The organism is Luteolibacter flavescens (assembly GCF_025950085.1).
GTDB classification, from domain to species: domain Bacteria; phylum Verrucomicrobiota; class Verrucomicrobiia; order Verrucomicrobiales; family Akkermansiaceae; genus Haloferula; species Haloferula flavescens.
On sequence record NZ_JAPDDS010000022.1, the window covers coordinates 37,075 to 53,797 of the forward strand.

Here is a 16,723-nt window from a genome sequence, read left to right on the forward strand (position 1 = left end):
CGGGCGACATCTCGGATGGCGGGATCGGGCGATCCGAACGATCCAAACAAAAAGCCGCCCCGGTTTTCCGGGGCGGCTTTTGGATATCTGGCTTGGAGAAGCCAGTGAGCCTTGCGGCTTACTTCTTACTTCTTCTTCGCGGCCTTCTTGGCGGCTGCCTTTTTGGCAACCTTCTTGGCGGCCTTCTTTGCCGGTGCGGCGGCCTTGCCTTCCTCGATCGCGGCCTGGGCGGCGGCGAGGCGGGCGACGGGCACGCGGTACGGGGAGCAGGAGACGTAGTTCAGGCCGAGCTTGTGGCAGAACTTCACGGAGTCCGGGTCGCCACCGTGCTCGCCGCAGATGCCGAGCTTGATGCCCGGGCGGGTGCTGCGGCCCTTGGTGACGGCGGTCTCCATGAGCTGGCCCACGCCGGTCGCATCGAGGGTGGCGAAGGGGTTCTTGGCGAACACTTCGCTTTCGATGTACGGCATGAGGAAGGCGCCCATGTCGTCACGGCTGATGCCGAGTGCGGTCTGGGTGAGGTCGTTGGTGCCGAAGCTGAAGAACTCGGCGCCCTTGGCGATCTCGTCGGCGGTGAGGGCACCGCGAGGGACTTCGATCATGGTGCCGACCTGGTATTCGAAGGTGACCTTCTTCTCAGCCATGACTTCCTTCGCGACGGTGTGGACGATCTCGGCCTGGAGGTCGAATTCCTTGCCGAAGCCGACGAGCGGGATCATCACCTCGGGCTTCACGGCGATCTTCTTCTTCGCCACGTCAGCGGCGGCTTCGAAGATGGCGCGGGCCTGCATCTCGGTGATTTCCGGATAGGCGATGCCGAGGCGGCAGCCGCGGTGGCCGAGCATCGGGTTGAACTCGTGGAGGTCGTGCACGCGCTGGATGATCTTCTCGACCGGCACGCCGATCTTCTTGGAGAGATCGAGCTGCTGCTCCTTCGTGTGGGGAAGGAACTCGTGGAGCGGCGGGTCCAGGAGGCGGATGGTGGCCGGCAGGCCCTTGAGGGTCTTGAAGATGCCGGTGAAGTCCTCGCGCTGGTAAGGAAGAAGCTTGGCCAGGGCGGCCTTGCGGGCTTCCAGCGTGGTGGCGAGGATCATCTCGCGCATCGCGTCGATGCGGTCACCTTCGAAGAACATGTGCTCCGTGCGGGTGAGGCCGATGCCGACTGCGCCGAAGGCCACCGCGATGCGGGTCTGCTCCGGGGTGTCGGCATTCGTGCGGACGGACATCTTGGTCGCCTGCTCGCACCATTCCATGAGCTTGAGGAAGCTCTTGAACTTCTCGGTCTTCTTCGCGGCCTTGTCGCCGTCGACGATGCCGGTGATGATTTCCGAAGGAGCGGTCTTCAGCTCGCCACCGTAGACGGTGCCGCTGGTGCCGTCGATGGAGAGGAAGTCACCTTCCTTGAAGGTCTCACCTGCCACCTTCACGGTCTTCTTGTCGTAGTCGATCTCGATGGCGGAGGCGCCGCAGATACAGACCTTGCCCATCTGGCGGGCGACGAGAGCGGCGTGCGAGGAGACACCGCCCTTGGCGGTGAGGATGCCCTCGGCGGCGATCATGCCGCGAAGGTCTTCCGGAGAGGTCTCGTTGCGGACGAGGAGGACCTTCTCGCCCTTTTCAGCGGCGGCCGCGGCGCGGTCGGCGTTGAGGTAGATCTTGCCGGAGGCGGCACCGGGGCCGGCCGGGAGACCCTTGGCGAGTTCCTTGGCCTTCTTCACCTCGGCGAGGTCGAAGATGGGGGCGAGGAGCTGGTCGAGCTGGTCGGCCGGGTTGCGGAGCACGGCGGTCTTCCAGTCGATGAGGCCTTCCTTCACCATGTCCATGGAGAACTTCAGCGCGGCAGCGGCGGTGCGCTTGCCATTGCGGGTCTGAAGCATGAAGAGCTTGCCTTCCTGCACGGTGAACTCGACGTCCTGCACGTCCTTGAAGTGCTTCTCCAGGATGGAGCGGACCTTCATCAGTTCTGCGAAGGGCTTCGGCATCGCCTTCTTCATGAGGGCGACGGGATCCGGGGTGCGGACACCGGCGACGACGTCTTCACCCTGCGCGTTCACGAGGAACTCGCCGTAGAATTCGTTCACGCCGTTGGCCGGGTTGCGGGTGAAGGCCACGCCGGAGCCGGAGGTGTCACCGGTGTTGCCGTAGACCATGGCCTGCACGTTCACGGCGGTGCCCCACTCGGCGGGGATGTTGTACTTGCGGCGATACACGATCGCGCGGTCATTCATCCAGGAGCCGAAGACGGCACCTGCGGCACCGCGGAGCTGCTCCCACGGGTCGGACGGGAAGCCCTTGCCGGTGCGCTCCTTCACGAGTGCCTTGAAGCGCTTCACGAGCTCCTTCTGGTCGTCGGCGGTGAGGTCGGAGTCGACGATGTCCTTGTGATACTTCTCGTGCTTGAAGCCTTCGATGACGACTTCGAAAGGCTCGTGGTCTTCACCTTCGGTCTTCTGCACGCCGAGGACGACGTCGCCGTACATCTGGACGAAGCGGCGGTAGCAGTCCCAGGCGAAGCGCTCGTTCTTCGTGACGGCGGCGAGGGAAAGGACGGTCTCGTCGTTGAGGCCGAGGTTGAGGATGGTGTCCATCATGCCCGGCATGGAGTCGCGGGCGCCGGAGCGCACGGCCACGAGGAGCGGCATGCCCTTCGCGTCGCCGAACTTGCAGCCCATGATCTTCTCCATGTTCTTCACGCCGGCTTCCATCTGTGCCTGCAGGGAGGCGGGATAGGTGCGCTTGTTCGCGTAGAAGTAGGTGCAGACGTCAGTGGTGACGGTGAATCCCGGAGGCACCGGAAGACCGATGCGGGTCATCTCCGCGAGGTTCGCGCCTTTGCCGCCCAGAAGAGCCTTCATCGACCCGTTGCCATCGGCTTTGCCGTCGCCCCAGGTGTAAACGTACTTGGTGCCCTTGGCAGCGGGCGATTTCTTGGCCGCCTTCTTGGCGGACTTCTTCACGGTAGCCATCTGTAGTTCGTGGAGTAGGTTGACTGTGGAAAGGCGCGTGGGGACGACGAAAAAAGGCCGCCATGTCCCGGGCGCGGACGCGCGAGGCTAGCGGCGAGAAACATCGTGTCAATGAACCAGTTCCGTCTGTGGAACACCCGTCAAGAAACCTGCCTCATGTGTCCGGAAAAACAACCCGCCCACCTGCACGTGCGATGACTGCCGCGTGCGATCGTTTGCGATGATCTGTCGCGCGACGCTGTACCCGCAGTGCGGAACCCGTCCTTGACCTGCGCGGCCCGCTTCGGGGAGGCTGGCCAAGCGCCTGCCATGATCTCCTTCCAGAAACGCTTCCTCTTCGTCCACATCCCGAAGACCGCGGGGAACTCGATCCAGAATATCCTGCGCGATTTCTCCGAGGACCGCATCGTCGCCAGCGGCGGGCAGGATGGCGTGGAGCGCTTCGAGGTGCGCTCCGAGGGGCGCGATCTGGTGAAGCACTCGACGCTGCTCGAGTATCATCGCGAGCTCGGCACGGAGGCGGTGAACGGGCTCTTCAAATTCGCCTGCGTGCGGAATCCGTGGGACCGCATGGTGTCCTTCTGGTTCTCCCCGCACCGCCGCGAGACGGAGTGGAATGCGAAGAAATTCCGCAAGTTCGTGGAGAAGGAAGTGCGCCCGCTGCGCGAGTACTTCGCCCTGCCTGCGGACGGGGAGAAGCCGCCCTTCGCGAATGTCGATTTCATCATCCGCTACGAGAATCTGAACGAGGACTTCCGGAAGGTCTGCGAGCGGCTGGACATCCCGCCGGTGGAGCTGCCGGTGCGGAACCGCTCGGAGCGGGGCAGCGCGGCGCAGTACTACGATGACAAGCTGAGCGCATTCATCGCGGAGACCTTTGCGGACGAGATCGCTTACTTCGGCTACCAGAGGCCATGACCCGCCCGGTCTTCCTGCTGTCCCTGCCGCGGGCGGGCTCGACCCTGCTGCAGCGGCTGCTCCTCACGAGCGGGAAGTGCGCCACGCTCGGCGAGCCGAGCCTGCTGCTGCGCTTCCTGGGCGAGGACATCGCGATGACCCGGAAGGCGGCCTACTGGGAGTCGCTGGTGGAGACGGCCACCGCCGACATGCGGAAGGCATGGGACGGCTACGACGAGGCCTACCGGAAAGGCGTCCGCGAGCTGATGCTGGGCATCTACGACGGGCTCGCGGGAGGGAAGGAGTGGTTCATCGACAAGACACCGCGCTACACGCTGATCGCGGAGGAGATCCTGGCGACCTTTCCGGATGCGAAGTTCATCGTGCTGTGGCGGCACCCGCTCGCGGTGGCGTCGTCGGTTTCATCGACCTTTCGCAAGGGCCGGTGGTGTCCGGAGGAATTCGGCATCGATTTGTATGAGGGCCAGCAGCGCCTGCAGGATTTCTGCGGGAAGCACGGCGAGCGTGTCTTCCAGATCAAGTACGAGGACCTCGTGACCGATCCCGCCGCGGAGCTGGAGCGCCTGGGGGAATATCTGGGCTGGGAGGATCTGGCGGCGGTGTTGGATGAGGAGCTGGTGGCTTCGACAGGCGGGACGCTTGGCGATCCGACGGGCGTGAAGCGCTACTCGAAGATCTCTCCCGACAGCCGCGACGCGTGGAAGAAGGAGATGTCGAATTGGTATCGCCGCGCATGGGCCCGGCGCTATGTCTCCGGCGAGCGCGCGCGACGGATGAAGCTGCTCGGGTATGAATTGCCGGACGGCATCGCGCATGGCGGCTCGCTCGGGCTGTGGGCCGGGATCGTGGATTGGTTCACGGCACGGCGGCGGATCTCGCGGCGTCTGAGAAGGCCGACGTGGATGCCGCGTTTTTTGAAGAAGTTCCGGAAGGAGAAGGGGTACGAGGTTTCGTTCCGGTGATGGGGTATTGATGGTGGGACGCGTCGCGTTCGGTGAGCCGGACATTCGGGATTGAGCGGGCCGTTCACGGATCGCACCCCGTTGGGGCGCCTGCCGTGCGATGGGAAACCCGGGCCGATGTCCCGGGCTGAGGGATGGTCGGGCCGTTGGCCCTGGAGAGCCGGAGGTGTTGCCTGCGTGGTTCGGTTGGTCAGTCGTAGTCGAACTGGTGACGGTTCCGTGGTCGGATTGGTGACGGTTCGGAGTTGCGCAGAGAGGTGGGCGTCAGGTTGTTCAAGAGCGCCAACGGCGCGGCCATCCTTCAGCCCCGGGCAACGCCCGGGGTTTTTGTGGTCGCAAGAATGGCGGCCTGAAGGGCCGCGATATGTTGGGGGTTGCCGGATTTTCTGGCGATGATGTTGCCCGGACTATTTCGCCAGCCCTGCATGAAAATCATCCTCCACAAGCCCGGCTGCTTTGCGAAGCTCGCGGTGATCCATGCCGCAGTCCCTCTCCCGCGTCCTTGTCCATCTGGTCTTCAGCACGAAAAATCGTGAGCCGGTGTTATCCGCCACGCTCCAGGCAGAACTTCATCCCTATCTCGCGGGGATCTTGGATCGCATCGATTGTCCGTCGTTGCGGACGGGCGGGGTGGAGGATCACGTCCACATGCTATTCGGCCTCTCGCGGACGAAGACCATCGCCGACGTGGTGGAGACGGTGAAAACGGCGTCTTCGAAATGGCTCAAGGCAAGGGATCCTCGTCTGGCGGGCTTTCATTGGCAGGCGGGTTATGCAGCGTTTTCCGTCAGCCAGTCGGATGCGGAGAAGGTGGTGGATTACATTGCCGGGCAAGCGGAGCATCACCGGAAGCGGACCTTTCAAGAGGAATACCGGCTGTTGTTGGCGAAGTACCACGTGGCGTTCGATGAGCAGTACGTTTGGGATTGAGGTGGCCGTGCACGGATCGCACCCCGTTGGGGCGCCTGTCGTGCGATGGGAAACCCGGGCCGATGGCCCGGGCTGAGGGATGGGCGGGCCGATGGCCCTGGAGAAGCCGGGATGGTGCGGGAAGGTCGGCGTGGTCCGGTTTGCCAGATGTAGTCGGATTGGTGAAAATTCCGTGATCGAACTGGTGACGGTTCGGGGCGGAGCAGAGAGCCGGGCATCGGGTCGTTCAAGAGCGCCAACGGCGCGGCCATTCCTCAGCCCCGGGCAACGCCCGGGGTTTTTGGGGTGCGCAAGAATGGCGGCCTGAAGGGCCGCGATATGTTGGGGGCGCCGGAGACGTTGTGAGGGATGATACGGGGTGCGTGCCGATGATGTTGCCGGTGATGATTTCAATTTCCCATGTCGTGGGGCGATGGGGCGCCGTTCCGGTTGGGGTGGCCTTTCCGAATATCACGGGCCTTCAGCCCGTGTGGATCGCCGGGTTGGGAACCCCGGGCGTTGCCCGGGGCTGAGGGATGGGCGGGCCTTTGGCCCTGTAGAACCGAAGATGGTGTTGTGAGGTCGGCGGGTTTCGATTGGCGGGCCGGGGCGTGGGGTGGCTGCACAAAAAAAAGAGCGCGGACTTGGGTCCGCGCTCTTGGGGTGATGTGGGTCGTTTCCTTCCTCCGTGCGGCCTTACGGCTCGCTGGGGATGGAGTAGTAGATCTGCTCCAGGGACATGACGCAGTAGGCGGTGACGAGGACGGGGTTCGACTCCATCCAGCGGGCGTTCTCGTTCGTCCAGGAGCCGTCCTCGCGCTGCTTGCTGAGCAGGGCATTCGCCAGGTCGTTGCGCCAGTCGGCTTCCTTGCCGTCGGCGAGCTTGAACTTGTTGATGTTCGCGACGGAGAGCGCCTTCGACATCGTCTGGTAGTAGTAGAAGAGACCCTGCGCGCCCATGCCCGGGTTTTCGCTGAGGGTGTAGTTCTTCCCGAGCCACTCCTTCACGGCGACGATGCGCGGATCATCCGGGCCGAGCTTAGCGTAGATCATCGAGAGCAGGCCGGCGTAGGAGATGGAGCCGTAGGAGCGCAGCGCGGTGCGGCCGTCGGGCAGCTTGTCTTCACCGGCCTTTGTCTCGGCCGGGCCGTAGCGGAAGCCGCCCTTGTTCTGCGGGGACTCGGCGGTCTCCGGCAGGGCCTTGCCGCCCTCGAGATTCTGGCAGCGGGAGAGGAAGGTGATGGCGGCGTCCCAGTCCAGGTCCGGCTGGTCGCCGTGCTTGCCGTCCTCGATGACCTTTTGCGAAAGCGCGATCGCCTCGATGGCCAGGTAGGTGTTCGACATGTCGGAGCGGTCGTTCTTCGAGCCGTAGCCGATGCCGCCGTCATTCGGATTGTCGGTCTCCTTCTTCTGGCCGATGTCCCACTGCTGGTCGATGAGGTGGTTGCGGCCCTTCACGATGGCGGGCTCGTATTCCGGCAGGCCGCCCGCGGTCAGCGCGGTCACGGCGGTGGCGGTATTGTAGACGCTGAGGCCCTTGTTGTAGATGCCGCCGTCTTCCTTCTGCTGCTTCAGCAGCCACTGGAAGCCCTTGGCGATGTGGGGCGGCAGGTCGGCCTTCGGGTCGCGGCCGGGGTCGCGGGCACCGGCGGTCAGGGCGAGCGCGGTGAAGGCGGGGAGCTCGGCGTCATCCCAGTGGCCGTCTTCCTTCTGCTGCTTGGCCAGCCAGGCATTGCCACGCGCGATGGCCTGCTTGATCTCGACCTGCAGCGAGAGATACGGGTTGTTCGTCTCCTGCGCCGGTGCGAGCGCGATGGTGGACGCGAAAGCGAGACAAAGAGCTGTTTTCATTTTTTGGCTGCTGGCTGCTTGTGGGGTGTGATGGTGACGGTGACCTTGGTTCCTTCCGTTGGCACACGCTTGGGGAAGGGCAACCAGACTTCGTCCGAATTGTTGTCCTTGCCGGAGAAATTGATCAGCGCGGCATTGCTCAGGAAAATCGCGATGTAGTCGCCGGTCAGGTCGGCGACGAATTTGCCATCATGAATGCCGGAGCCGCCATAGACCCACGGGTCCGCGGCGGGCATCTGGGCATTCGTGGTGCCGTGGGAGATCCAGTCGTTCAGCTTGGCGGTGCGGGTCTTGCCCTCGGCCTCCCACTCGACGCCGATGTCCAGCCGGGCACCGGCCTTCACGTCGTCCGCCACCTCGTGGAACTTGTTCGACATGGTGCCGTTCTCGTTCGCGATGGAGTAGAGCTCGGCGGAGGCCGGGTAGCGCAGCAGCTTGAAGGCGAGATTGATGTCGGTGGCGGAGGTCTCGGTGACGAGCAGCGACTCGTGGACCTTGCCATTCACGTGGACGAGGGCGAATTCCAGCAGCTCGCCGCCTGCCATGTTCACGGCGGCGGGGAAGCGGATCTCGCGGGTCTTGCGGTTCAGGATCACGTCGCCGATCTGTACGCGCTCCTTGTCCAGCTCCTTCACCGGGGGCTCCACGGGAGCGACGGGCTGGTCCGGGGCGGGCAGGGTGCTCGGCTCGACGGGGGCTCCCATGCCGCCGGGTCCGCCGGGGAAGGGAGATGCCGGGGCCTCCTGTGGCTCCTTCTTTTCCGGCTCCTTGGTTTCCTTGGCATCAGGCTTCGCCGGTGCCGGATCGGCACAGAGCAGCGGGCTCGCAGCGAGCAACAAAAGAAAAGGACGGATCATCAGGCGAAGCTTCCCCTGAGAAACGGGTGCGTCCAGCGTTCTCTTAGGGCCGATCGGGCGATTGCAGCGATTTTCCGAATTCCGACCACTCCAAGCGGGTGATGCGGGTGGAGAGCGCGGGGATGGGCTCGTCCGTCTCGGACAGGGAGTCCGGCGGGGTGAAGTCCGTGGTGGCAGCGAGTTGCGAGGCCACCAGGCGATACACGCCGCGCAGGATTTCCCGGCGCAGCTCGGCGGGGTCCTCCGGCAGGGCGAGCTCGATGATGCCGGTGGAGGCGGCCTTTTCGCCATCGGCCAGGATCTGCAGCGACAGCGGAGGAGGCTCCGGCGGGGGTGGTGGCGGGGCTGGCTCGGGGTCCGCCTTTGCCTTGCCCTTCGTTTTTGGCTTGGGCTTCGGCTTGGCCTTTTTCGCCGGCTGCGGCGGGTCGGGCTTGTCCACGCGCGGGACGAATTTCACGAGCCCGGCGGAGGAGTTTGCGGTGATGCGGGCGGCCTCGTCGAGCAGGCCCTCCAGCGCGGGGTGGGAGGTGGTGGACTTGCCGAGCACGGCCTCCAGCACCAGCGGCTTGGAAAGGGGGTCCACGCTCCATGGCGCGACGGACGGGCGCAGGCGCTGGATGCCGGCGGTGGCGGCGGCGCGCTGGGCATCGTCCGGCTTGCACGAGTCGATCACCCGCTCCCAGGCGAGCAGGGCGCGGGCATTCCCGCTCTGCTCCTCCAGATTCACCGCCAGCTCGATGAGCGCGGCGGCACCCTTGTCGGAAAATTCGCGGAAGGCATCGAGCGCGGCCGGGGCGAGCGGGTCGCCGGGGTCGATCACCGGCGGCGGCTTGATCGGGGACTGGACCTCGCGGTCCACGTCTCCCCCGGCATCGGGCGAGGTGTCGCGATGCGGCTTTGTCAGCGCGGCGGAGGTCTCGGAGCGGATCTGCCGCAGGCGGTCCTCGGACGGCTGGGTCATGAAGTCCATGTCCTTCGTCCACGCCCACCACGGCACCGCCACCGCGGCGGTGGCCAGCGGGATCACGAGGAGGATGGGGACGCGCTTCACGGGCGGCATCATGGGCGAATCCCCGCGTCACCGCAAAGGGCAAGTTTCCCGCTCCAAAAAAGTGTCACTCGCGGCTTCTGGGGCGGGCGGGGATGGAGGCTACTGCTGATATTACCGCGGAGACGCAGAGGTCGCGGAGGAACGCGGAGGATTTGGAGCGTTTGACGCAAGGTCGTAGCCGAATCGTGCGGGATGATTGAGGTCGGCTTTCCCGATGGGTAGATGCTTTGATTTCACCGCCAAAGAACGCGAAAAGGCGCGAAATCTGAAAGGCAGGAAGAGGAATTCAGCTCCAAAAATTTCGCGGGATTTCGCGTTTTTCGCGGATCGATCTTCCTCTCTTTGAAGGTCTGCAGGAGGGCTACAGTTCAAAGTAAAATGCTCCAGAAAGCGGGCGCCCTTTTGGCTGGGGTTTCGTAGAAAGGAAACTCCTGCCTTTTTCCGTGACCCTCTGCGACCCCTGCGTCTCCGCGGCGAACCTCTCCTGCGGAAATGAAAAACGCGCCCGCGGACGAACCGGGGCGCGCTTTGGAAAAAAGGAAGTCCGGTGGCGGATCAAGCCTTGGCGGCTGCCTTCACCTGCATGGCCTTCTTGCCCACGCGGTTGCGGAGGTAGTGGAGCTTGGCGCGGCGGACCTTGCCCTTGCTGACCACTTCGATCTTCGAGATGCGCGGGGTGTGGAGCGGGAAGACACGCTCGACGCCTTCGCCGTAGGAGATCTTACGGACGGTGAAGGAAGCATTCACGCTCGTGCCGCGGCGGGCGATCACGATGCCTGCGAAGATCTGGACGCGCTCCTTGCCGCCTTCGACGACCCGCGTGTGGACCTTCACGGTATCGCCCACGTTGAAGTCGGCGACGTCGGCCTTAAGTTGCTCCTGCTCGATCTTTTTGATGATGTCCATGGCGGTCCTCCTTGCTTTGAAAATGGCTGATCCCGGCACCCGGCGGCGCGAGGGGCGGGAGAACTAGGGGAACGTCCCGGCGAATGCAACCGCGAAATTTGCGAATTTCCGCCGGATTTTTCAGGTTCATCCCTCGTTTTTGAAGCTCAGCAGGGCTCCGCCGTCCGCGCTGCGGCCCGCGACGGTGCGGTAGAAGCAGTCATTCCGGCCGGTGTGGCAGCATCCGCCGCCGAGCTGCTCCACGTAAACGACCAGCGCGTCCTGGTCGCAGTCGGTGCGGATTTCCACCACCTTCTGGACCTGGCCGGAGGTCTTGCCCTTGTGCCAGATCTCCTGGCGGCTGCGCGACCAATAGACCGCCTCGCCCAGCTCCAGCGTGAGCGCGAGCGACTCGGCATTCATGTAGGCCAGCATCAGCGGCTCCTTCGTGGCGGCATCGATCGCCATGGCGGGGATCAGGCCGTCGGCGTCGAACTTCGGGGTGAACACCAGGCCTTCTTCGAGCGACTTCTTGTCACCGGGCAGCGGGAACGAGTTCATGCGGGCGGCTGTAAACGCGGCGGGGCAGGGGGGCAAGAGCCAAGGCGGCTGTCGCCGCTTGCCGGATGCTGGCAATCATTCATAGGGTAGGCGTCAGATCCCGGGAATCTGTGATTCTCGGCATCCTGCCATGACCACGCTCACCATCCGCATGCCCGATGAAAAGGCGAACCGGCTCCGCGAAATGGCGCGGCAGCGGGGGATCAGCCTGAACAAGCTCATGGAGGAACTCTCCACCTTGAGCCTCGCTGAATTCGACGCCGAGACCCGATTCCGTGCGAGGGCTGCGCGGGGGACTGCGGGGGAGGGATTGTCGATCTTGGACAACCTCGACGAGAGATTCTCCGCGAATGCCGAGGACTCATGAGAGCGACACTCGGAGCCATCGCGCTCGCCTTGGCCTCTGGTGTGCTCGGTTGGTCGCTGGGGGATCGTGACAAGGCGACTCGTCAATTCGACTACACCGTTTACCAGCCTGCTCTCTACTCGCTGCACGTCAGGGCGGTGGATGTCGCGAGCGGTGAGCCGCTGGCGATGAAGGTGTCGTGGGATGAGGAGGTGTCGCCTTTCGTGAAGGGCAGCGGCCCGTGCATGATCGAGGAGTTCGCCGATGGCTCGGAGTCGATCCATGTGACCGGCCTGCCGCTTGCCGGTGGCTTGGGATTCACGATCTCGGCGGAGGGTTACAAACCGGAGACCATCACGGTGTGGGGGCACGGGGGCGGTATCCGCACGTCGATGCCGGATGACGTGGTGACCGTGAAGCTGGAGAAGCAGCCGACGGGGAATTGAATCGGGCCGATTTGGGGGCGGATTTCTCCCGATGCCGCGATTTTTTCCAAACCTTGCCGTGGTCAGGGACGTGGAAGGGGGCCACCTTTGCCCTGCCGGGTGGCCGGATCTCCTCTTCTGCCGCCATCCATGAATCCCGTCCGACGCTCATTCCTCGCCGCCACTGCCGCCCTGTTTTTCTCGATGATCTCGCCCGTGCTCGCGGACAGCGCCACCGACCGGCCATCGGAGAAGTCCTGGACCATCGCGGTCATCCCGGACACGCAGTATTATATCCGGAAGGCGGAGGACGCGGTCCTCTTCACGGAGATCACCCGCTGGCTGGTGGAGCACCGGGAGCGCTACAATATCCAGCTCGCGCTGCACGTCGGCGACATCGTGGACGCGAATACGAAGGAACAGTGGGAGCGCGCGAAGACCAGCCTCTCCGTGCTGGATGGCAAGATTCCCTACGTCCTCGCGGTGGGAAACCACGACCTCGGCAAGAATTCCTCCGACCGCAGCACGATGCTGAACGACTACTTCAAGATCAGCGACAACCCGCTGAACGAGAAGATCTTCGGCGGTGCCTACCAAGAAGGCCGGCTGGAGAATGCCTGGTACCGCTTCAGCCACGGCGGGCGGGACTACGTGATCTACTCGCTGGAATTCGGCCCGCGGAAGGAAGTCGTGAAATGGGCAAACGAGATCGCGGCGAAGCATGAGGACAAGCGCGGCATTCTCGTGACGCACGAGTTCATCGACCAGGAGTCCACCCTCTTCAGCGACGACGGCCTGCCGCGTCGCACGGTGGCGAAGACGAAGAACAGCCCGCACAGCTACGGCATCGGCAAGGGCGGCGACGTCCACGGCGGCGAGGAGCTGTGGCAGGCCTTCGTTTCAAAGCACCCCGGCATCGAATTCGTGGTGAATGGCCACTACAAGCCCTTCGAGCGCGTGAAGCCCGGCTCGGACGAGCTGCGCTGGGTGGCCGGCCCCGCGATCTCCCGCCGCACGGACCACTACCCGGACGGCCGCCCGGTGCACCAGATGCTCTTCAATACCCAGTGGTCGCCCCGCGGCGGCGAGGGCTGGCTGCGCCTGCTGGAATTCCTCCCCGACGGGAAGACCGTGAAGGTCTGGTCCATCTCCCCCTACCTGGAGCGCACGAAGGGCGTGGCCGCCGGCTGGCCCGTCACCCCCGAGATGCGCTTCACGCTGGAGGTGCCGGAGGCGAAGGCCCGCTGAGCCATCGCCGCCTGTCTTGCCGGGGATGGATGCTTCATGCATCATCCCGGCAGGACCGACCGATGACCCGCCGTGGATCCAAAGCCGAGGCCCGACGAGCCGATCTCTTCCGCTCGAGCCGGATCGCCAAGCTCCTGAGCCGCGGCTGGATCAAGGAGGCCTCGGAGATACCCGCCGATGCGATCCCGGTGGACCCGGATCTGGTGAGCTTTGGCAGCGAGAGGTCATATTCCCACCCGGCGTATTTCCGGGATTACACCTTTCTCTGCAGCGACTGTGGGGTGCCCGGTGTCTGGACCGCCGAGGACCAGCGCTGGTATTATGAAACGACCAAAGCCGCGTCCTATCAGGTCGCGGTCCGGTGCCGGGAATGCCGTCTGAAGGAGCGGGAACGGATCCGCGAAGCGAGGCGGCGAGCCGGGCACGATCCCGACGGCAAATAGGACGGCAGCATCTGTTGCCACGCTTTGCGATGGCTTCCGGCGGGATTTGGGGGCATGGAGCGGCCCCGCTTTTCGCGCCATGGAAACTCTCACCGTCATCAAGGCCGGCACCGGCGTCCTGACCCGCACCAGCGACGGGACGCTCGATGGAGCCGCGCTGGTCCGCCTCGTCACCGCCATCGCCGGGCTCGTGGAAAGCGGGCATCGCTGCCTGCTGGTCAGCTCCGGCGCGGTGGGCGCGGGCGTGTCCGCATTCGGCCTGGGCGGCTACCCCAGCGACCTGACGACGAAGCAGGCGTGCGCGGCGGTCGGCCAGGCGCGGCTGATGCACACGTATGAGTCGCTTTTCCGGAACTTCGACCTGGCGGTCGCGCAGGTGCTGCTGACCGCGGCGGATCTCCACACGCCGGAGCGCCGCACCCATGTCTCGAATACGCTCCACCGCCTGCTCGCGGAGCCGAATATCGTCCCGATCATCAATGAGAACGACTCGGTGGCCGTGGAGGAGTTGCGCGTGGGGGACAATGACATGCTCTCCTCGCAGGTGGCCACGCTGCTGGGCGCGAAGACGCTGATCCTGCTGACGTCCGTGGACGGCCTGCTTTCCCCGGAGACGAACGAGCTGGTGAAGGAGGTGCCGGACGTGAATGCGGTGCTGGGCTATGCGAAGGACGAGCGCGGGCGCTTCTCGATCGGCGGCATGGCCTCGAAGCTGCAGGCGGTGAAGAATTCCGTGGATGCGGGCATCACCGTCCACATCGCCCACGGGCGGAAGCCGGAGCGCCTGGCGGGGATACTCGCGGGGATGCAGGGGCTTTCGACGCGCTTCGAGGCAAAGGCAGGTTGAGAGTTGGAGGTTGAGAGTTGAGAGTAAAAGTCATCCTGCCCTGCTTTTCCGCGGCTTGCTTCCGTGTAATTTGTTTCCCTCGCGATTCACCCGCTTTCCTTCCTCCAGTCCTGACGCCATGACCGACGCCGAAGTCTTCACCGCCGTGGAAACGCTGGCCCGCGATGCACGCGCGGCTTCCTACAAGCTTTCCCAGCTCACCACGGAGCAGAAGAACGACATCCTGCGCGCGATGGCGGCGGAACTGCGCGCGCGCACCGGGGAGATCGTGGCGGCGAATGCGCTCGACCTCGAGGCGGGCGAGGCGAAGGGACTGGCGAAGCCGATGCTGGAGCGCCTGAAGCTGGATGCGGCGAAGGTGGAAGCCATCGCGCACGGCATCGACCAGGTCGTCGCGCTGCCGGATCCGGTGGGCGAGGTGATGGACAAGTGGACGCGGCCGAATGGCATGCACCTGCAGCAGGTGCGCGTGCCCATCGGGACCATCGGCATCATCTACGAGAGCCGTCCGAATGTGACGAGCGATGCCGCCGTGCTGTGCTTCAAGACGGGGAATGCCACCATCCTGCGCGGCGGCTCCGAGGCCATCCATAGCAACCGCGCCATCGCCGAGGCGCTGCAGGCGGGCGGGGAGAAGGCGGGGCTGCCCGCGCACTCCATCCAGCTCATTCCCTTCACCGACCGCTCCAGCGTGAGCGCGCTGTGCCAGATGGACAAGTGGCTCGACCTGATCATCCCGCGCGGCGGGAAGGGGCTCATCGAGACCGTGGTCTCGCAGGCGCGCATGCCGGTCATCAAGCACTACGACGGCATCTGCCACCTCTACGTGGACCAGGCCGCGGACCTGGACATGGCGGTGAAGCTGACCGTGAACTCGAAGGCGCAGAAGACCGGCGTGTGCAATGCGCTGGAGACCCTGCTGGTCCACTGCGCCGTCGCGCCGGGGCACCTGCCCGCCATCGCCGCCGAGCTGGTGGAAAAGGGCGTGGAGATCCGCGGCTGCGAGCGCACCCGCGGGATCATCGCCGCCATCCCCGCGACGGAGGAGGACTGGGGCACCGAGTACCTCGACCTGATCCTTTCCGTGAAGATCGTCGATTCGCTGGAGGAAGCGGTGGCGCACATCAATGCCCACGGCTCGCACCACACCGAGACCATCGTGACGGAGGATGACGCCGCGGCGACGGCCTTCCTCTCCGGCTGCGACTCGGCATGTGTCTTTCACAATGTCTCGACCCGCCTGGCGGATGGCGAGGAATTCGGCTTTGGCGCGGAGATCGGCATCTCCACCGACAAGCTCCACGCCCGCGGCCCGATGGGCCTGCGCGAGCTGACGAGCTACCAGTACCGCGTGCGGGGGAACGGGCAGCGGAAGCTGTGATGAGGAGCGTGGACGTTCCGTCCATGCCGTGTCGACGAGAGGTCGATACGGCTAAGCCGGCTGAAGCCAGCGCTCCCGGCTGCGCCGAGCTGGGGAGCCCGCTGGGAGCGCCGGTCAATAGACCGGCCCGAGGCAGCCACCCTCGCCGCCCGCCATACCAACAACGTCGGCATCGCCCTCACTGGGAACGCGGAATTCATTCCGCCCGAAGCGATCCCCGCGGCTGACGGAGAGCGGGTGCCATCGTGGTCCGCATCGCTCCGCGTGCGGCCGAAGCAGTGATGGCGGCTGGTTTTGATCTGTGGGTCTGGGAGGGGGCGTGGGGGGAAAGCGGGCCGCTCGGGTGGCCTCCCGGACCGGCGGGCCGCACGCGGAGCGACGCGGACCACGATGGCCTGGGGTGATGGCGGGCCATGTGGTATGACTTCGGGAAGCGCCTCCTTTGAACGCTGCTTTCAACCTGGGTTCGCAGGGCTTTCCAAGCGGGCCGGTGGCCGCGCGCTCCCATGGGGTCGTCGTGGTGGAAGGTGGCTTTTGTAGATGGTTCGCACGACCGTCCAAGCCGGCTGAAGCCAGCGCTCCCGGCTGCACCGAGCTGGGAGTCGCTGGGAGCGCCGGTCAATAGACCGGCCCGGAGCCACCCTCGCCGCCCGCCATACCAACAACGTCGGCATCGCCCCCACTGGGAACGCGGAATTCATTCCGCCCGAAGTGATCCCCATGGCTGACGGAGAGCGGGTGCCATCGTGGTCCGCATCGCTCCGCGTGCGGCGAAGCAGTGATGGCGGCGGGTTTTGATCTGCGGGTATGGGAGGGACCTTGAATGAAAGCGGGCTGCTCGGGTGGCTTCCCGGACTGGCGGGCCGCACGCGGAGCGATGCGGACCACGATGGCTTGGGGTGATGGCGGGCCATGTGGCATGGCTTCGGGAAGCGCCTCTTTTGAAAGCTGCTTTTACCCTGGGTTCGCAGGGCCGTCCAAGCGGGCCGGTGGCCGTGTATAGACCGGGGACATAGGTAGCAGGTGTTCGGGGACATGGGTTACACCTTCAAGGAGGAGGAAACCATGCCTTG

Annotated in this window: 15 protein-coding genes; 9 read left to right on the top strand and 6 right to left on the bottom strand. The window is 64.9% G+C overall.

Annotated features, from left to right (window positions below; translation table 11 throughout):
• Window positions 1-125 precede the first annotated feature (125 nt).
• Complete coding sequence (gene ppdK, locus OKA04_RS23760; protein WP_264503726.1) at window positions 126-2,966, bottom strand: pyruvate, phosphate dikinase; 2,841 nt, start codon at window positions 2,964-2,966, stop codon at window positions 126-128.
• 309 nt (window positions 2,967-3,275) lie between these two features.
• On the opposite strand from ppdK, the gene OKA04_RS23765 reads away from it, so the two are divergent.
• From OKA04_RS23765 to tnpA, 3 genes are all read left to right on the top strand, one after another.
• Window positions 3,276-3,884: a sulfotransferase family 2 domain-containing protein gene (locus OKA04_RS23765; protein ID WP_264503727.1), complete on the top strand. Its 609-nt coding sequence runs from the start codon at window positions 3,276-3,278 to the stop codon at window positions 3,882-3,884.
• The gene (locus tag OKA04_RS23770) at window positions 3,881-4,846 is read left to right on the top strand and encodes a sulfotransferase family protein (protein ID WP_264503728.1); all 966 of its coding nucleotides are present in this window, start codon (window positions 3,881-3,883) and stop codon (window positions 4,844-4,846) included. The genes OKA04_RS23765 and OKA04_RS23770 overlap by 4 nt, the downstream gene beginning before the upstream one ends.
• Before the next feature lie 477 nt (window positions 4,847-5,323).
• Window positions 5,324-5,776: an IS200/IS605 family transposase gene (gene tnpA, locus OKA04_RS23775; protein ID WP_264503729.1), complete on the top strand. Its 453-nt coding sequence runs from the start codon at window positions 5,324-5,326 to the stop codon at window positions 5,774-5,776.
• 675 nt (window positions 5,777-6,451) lie between these two features.
• Here the strand turns inward: tnpA and OKA04_RS23780 are convergent.
• The 5 genes from OKA04_RS23780 to hisI form a co-directional block, all read right to left on the bottom strand.
• Window positions 6,452-7,606, bottom strand: a complete 1,155-nt coding sequence (locus OKA04_RS23780; RefSeq protein WP_264503730.1) for a prenyltransferase/squalene oxidase repeat-containing protein — start codon at window positions 7,604-7,606, stop codon at window positions 6,452-6,454.
• Window positions 7,603-8,463: a YdjY domain-containing protein gene (locus OKA04_RS23785; protein ID WP_264503731.1), complete on the bottom strand. Its 861-nt coding sequence runs from the start codon at window positions 8,461-8,463 to the stop codon at window positions 7,603-7,605. The genes OKA04_RS23780 and OKA04_RS23785 overlap by 4 nt, the downstream gene beginning before the upstream one ends.
• Window positions 8,464-8,506: 43 nt before the next feature.
• A complete protein-coding gene (locus tag OKA04_RS23790) occupies window positions 8,507-9,514 on the bottom strand; it encodes a hypothetical protein (protein WP_264503732.1) in 1,008 nt (335 codons plus the stop codon).
• Window positions 9,515-10,069: 555 nt separating this feature from the next.
• Window positions 10,070-10,420, bottom strand: coding sequence for a 50S ribosomal protein L19 (gene rplS / locus OKA04_RS23795; RefSeq protein ID WP_264503733.1), 351 nt, complete (start codon window positions 10,418-10,420; stop codon window positions 10,070-10,072).
• A gap of 126 nt (window positions 10,421-10,546) precedes the next feature.
• The gene (gene hisI, locus OKA04_RS23800) at window positions 10,547-10,960 is read right to left on the bottom strand and encodes a phosphoribosyl-AMP cyclohydrolase (RefSeq protein WP_264503734.1); all 414 of its coding nucleotides are present in this window, start codon (window positions 10,958-10,960) and stop codon (window positions 10,547-10,549) included.
• Window positions 10,961-11,090: 130 nt separating this feature from the next.
• Between hisI and OKA04_RS23805 the strand changes: the two genes are divergently transcribed.
• The 6 genes from OKA04_RS23805 to OKA04_RS23830 all read left to right on the top strand — a co-directional run bounded on the left by OKA04_RS23805 (window position 11,091) and on the right by OKA04_RS23830 (window position 15,650).
• On the top strand, window positions 11,091-11,327 hold the full coding sequence (locus tag OKA04_RS23805) for a ribbon-helix-helix protein, CopG family (protein ID WP_264503735.1): 237 nt from the start codon (window positions 11,091-11,093) through the stop codon (window positions 11,325-11,327).
• A complete protein-coding gene (locus OKA04_RS23810) occupies window positions 11,324-11,752 on the top strand; it encodes a hypothetical protein (protein ID WP_264503736.1) in 429 nt (142 codons plus the stop codon). Before OKA04_RS23805 ends, OKA04_RS23810 begins: the two co-directional genes overlap by 4 nt.
• A gap of 129 nt (window positions 11,753-11,881) precedes the next feature.
• Window positions 11,882-12,979, top strand: coding sequence for a metallophosphoesterase (locus OKA04_RS23815; protein ID WP_264503737.1), 1,098 nt, complete (start codon window positions 11,882-11,884; stop codon window positions 12,977-12,979).
• 62 nt (window positions 12,980-13,041) lie between these two features.
• Complete coding sequence (locus OKA04_RS23820; RefSeq protein WP_264503738.1) at window positions 13,042-13,422, top strand: zinc-ribbon domain containing protein; 381 nt, start codon at window positions 13,042-13,044, stop codon at window positions 13,420-13,422.
• A 79-nt stretch (window positions 13,423-13,501) separates the two neighbouring features.
• Complete coding sequence (gene proB / locus OKA04_RS23825) at window positions 13,502-14,269, top strand: glutamate 5-kinase (RefSeq protein WP_264503739.1); 768 nt, start codon at window positions 13,502-13,504, stop codon at window positions 14,267-14,269.
• Between the two features lie 118 nt (window positions 14,270-14,387).
• Window positions 14,388-15,650 carry a glutamate-5-semialdehyde dehydrogenase gene (locus OKA04_RS23830; protein WP_264503740.1) on the top strand — a complete coding sequence of 421 codons (1,263 nt, stop codon included), beginning with the start codon at window positions 14,388-14,390 and terminating at the stop codon, window positions 15,648-15,650.
• The last annotated feature ends 1,073 nt before the right edge of the window (window positions 15,651-16,723 follow it).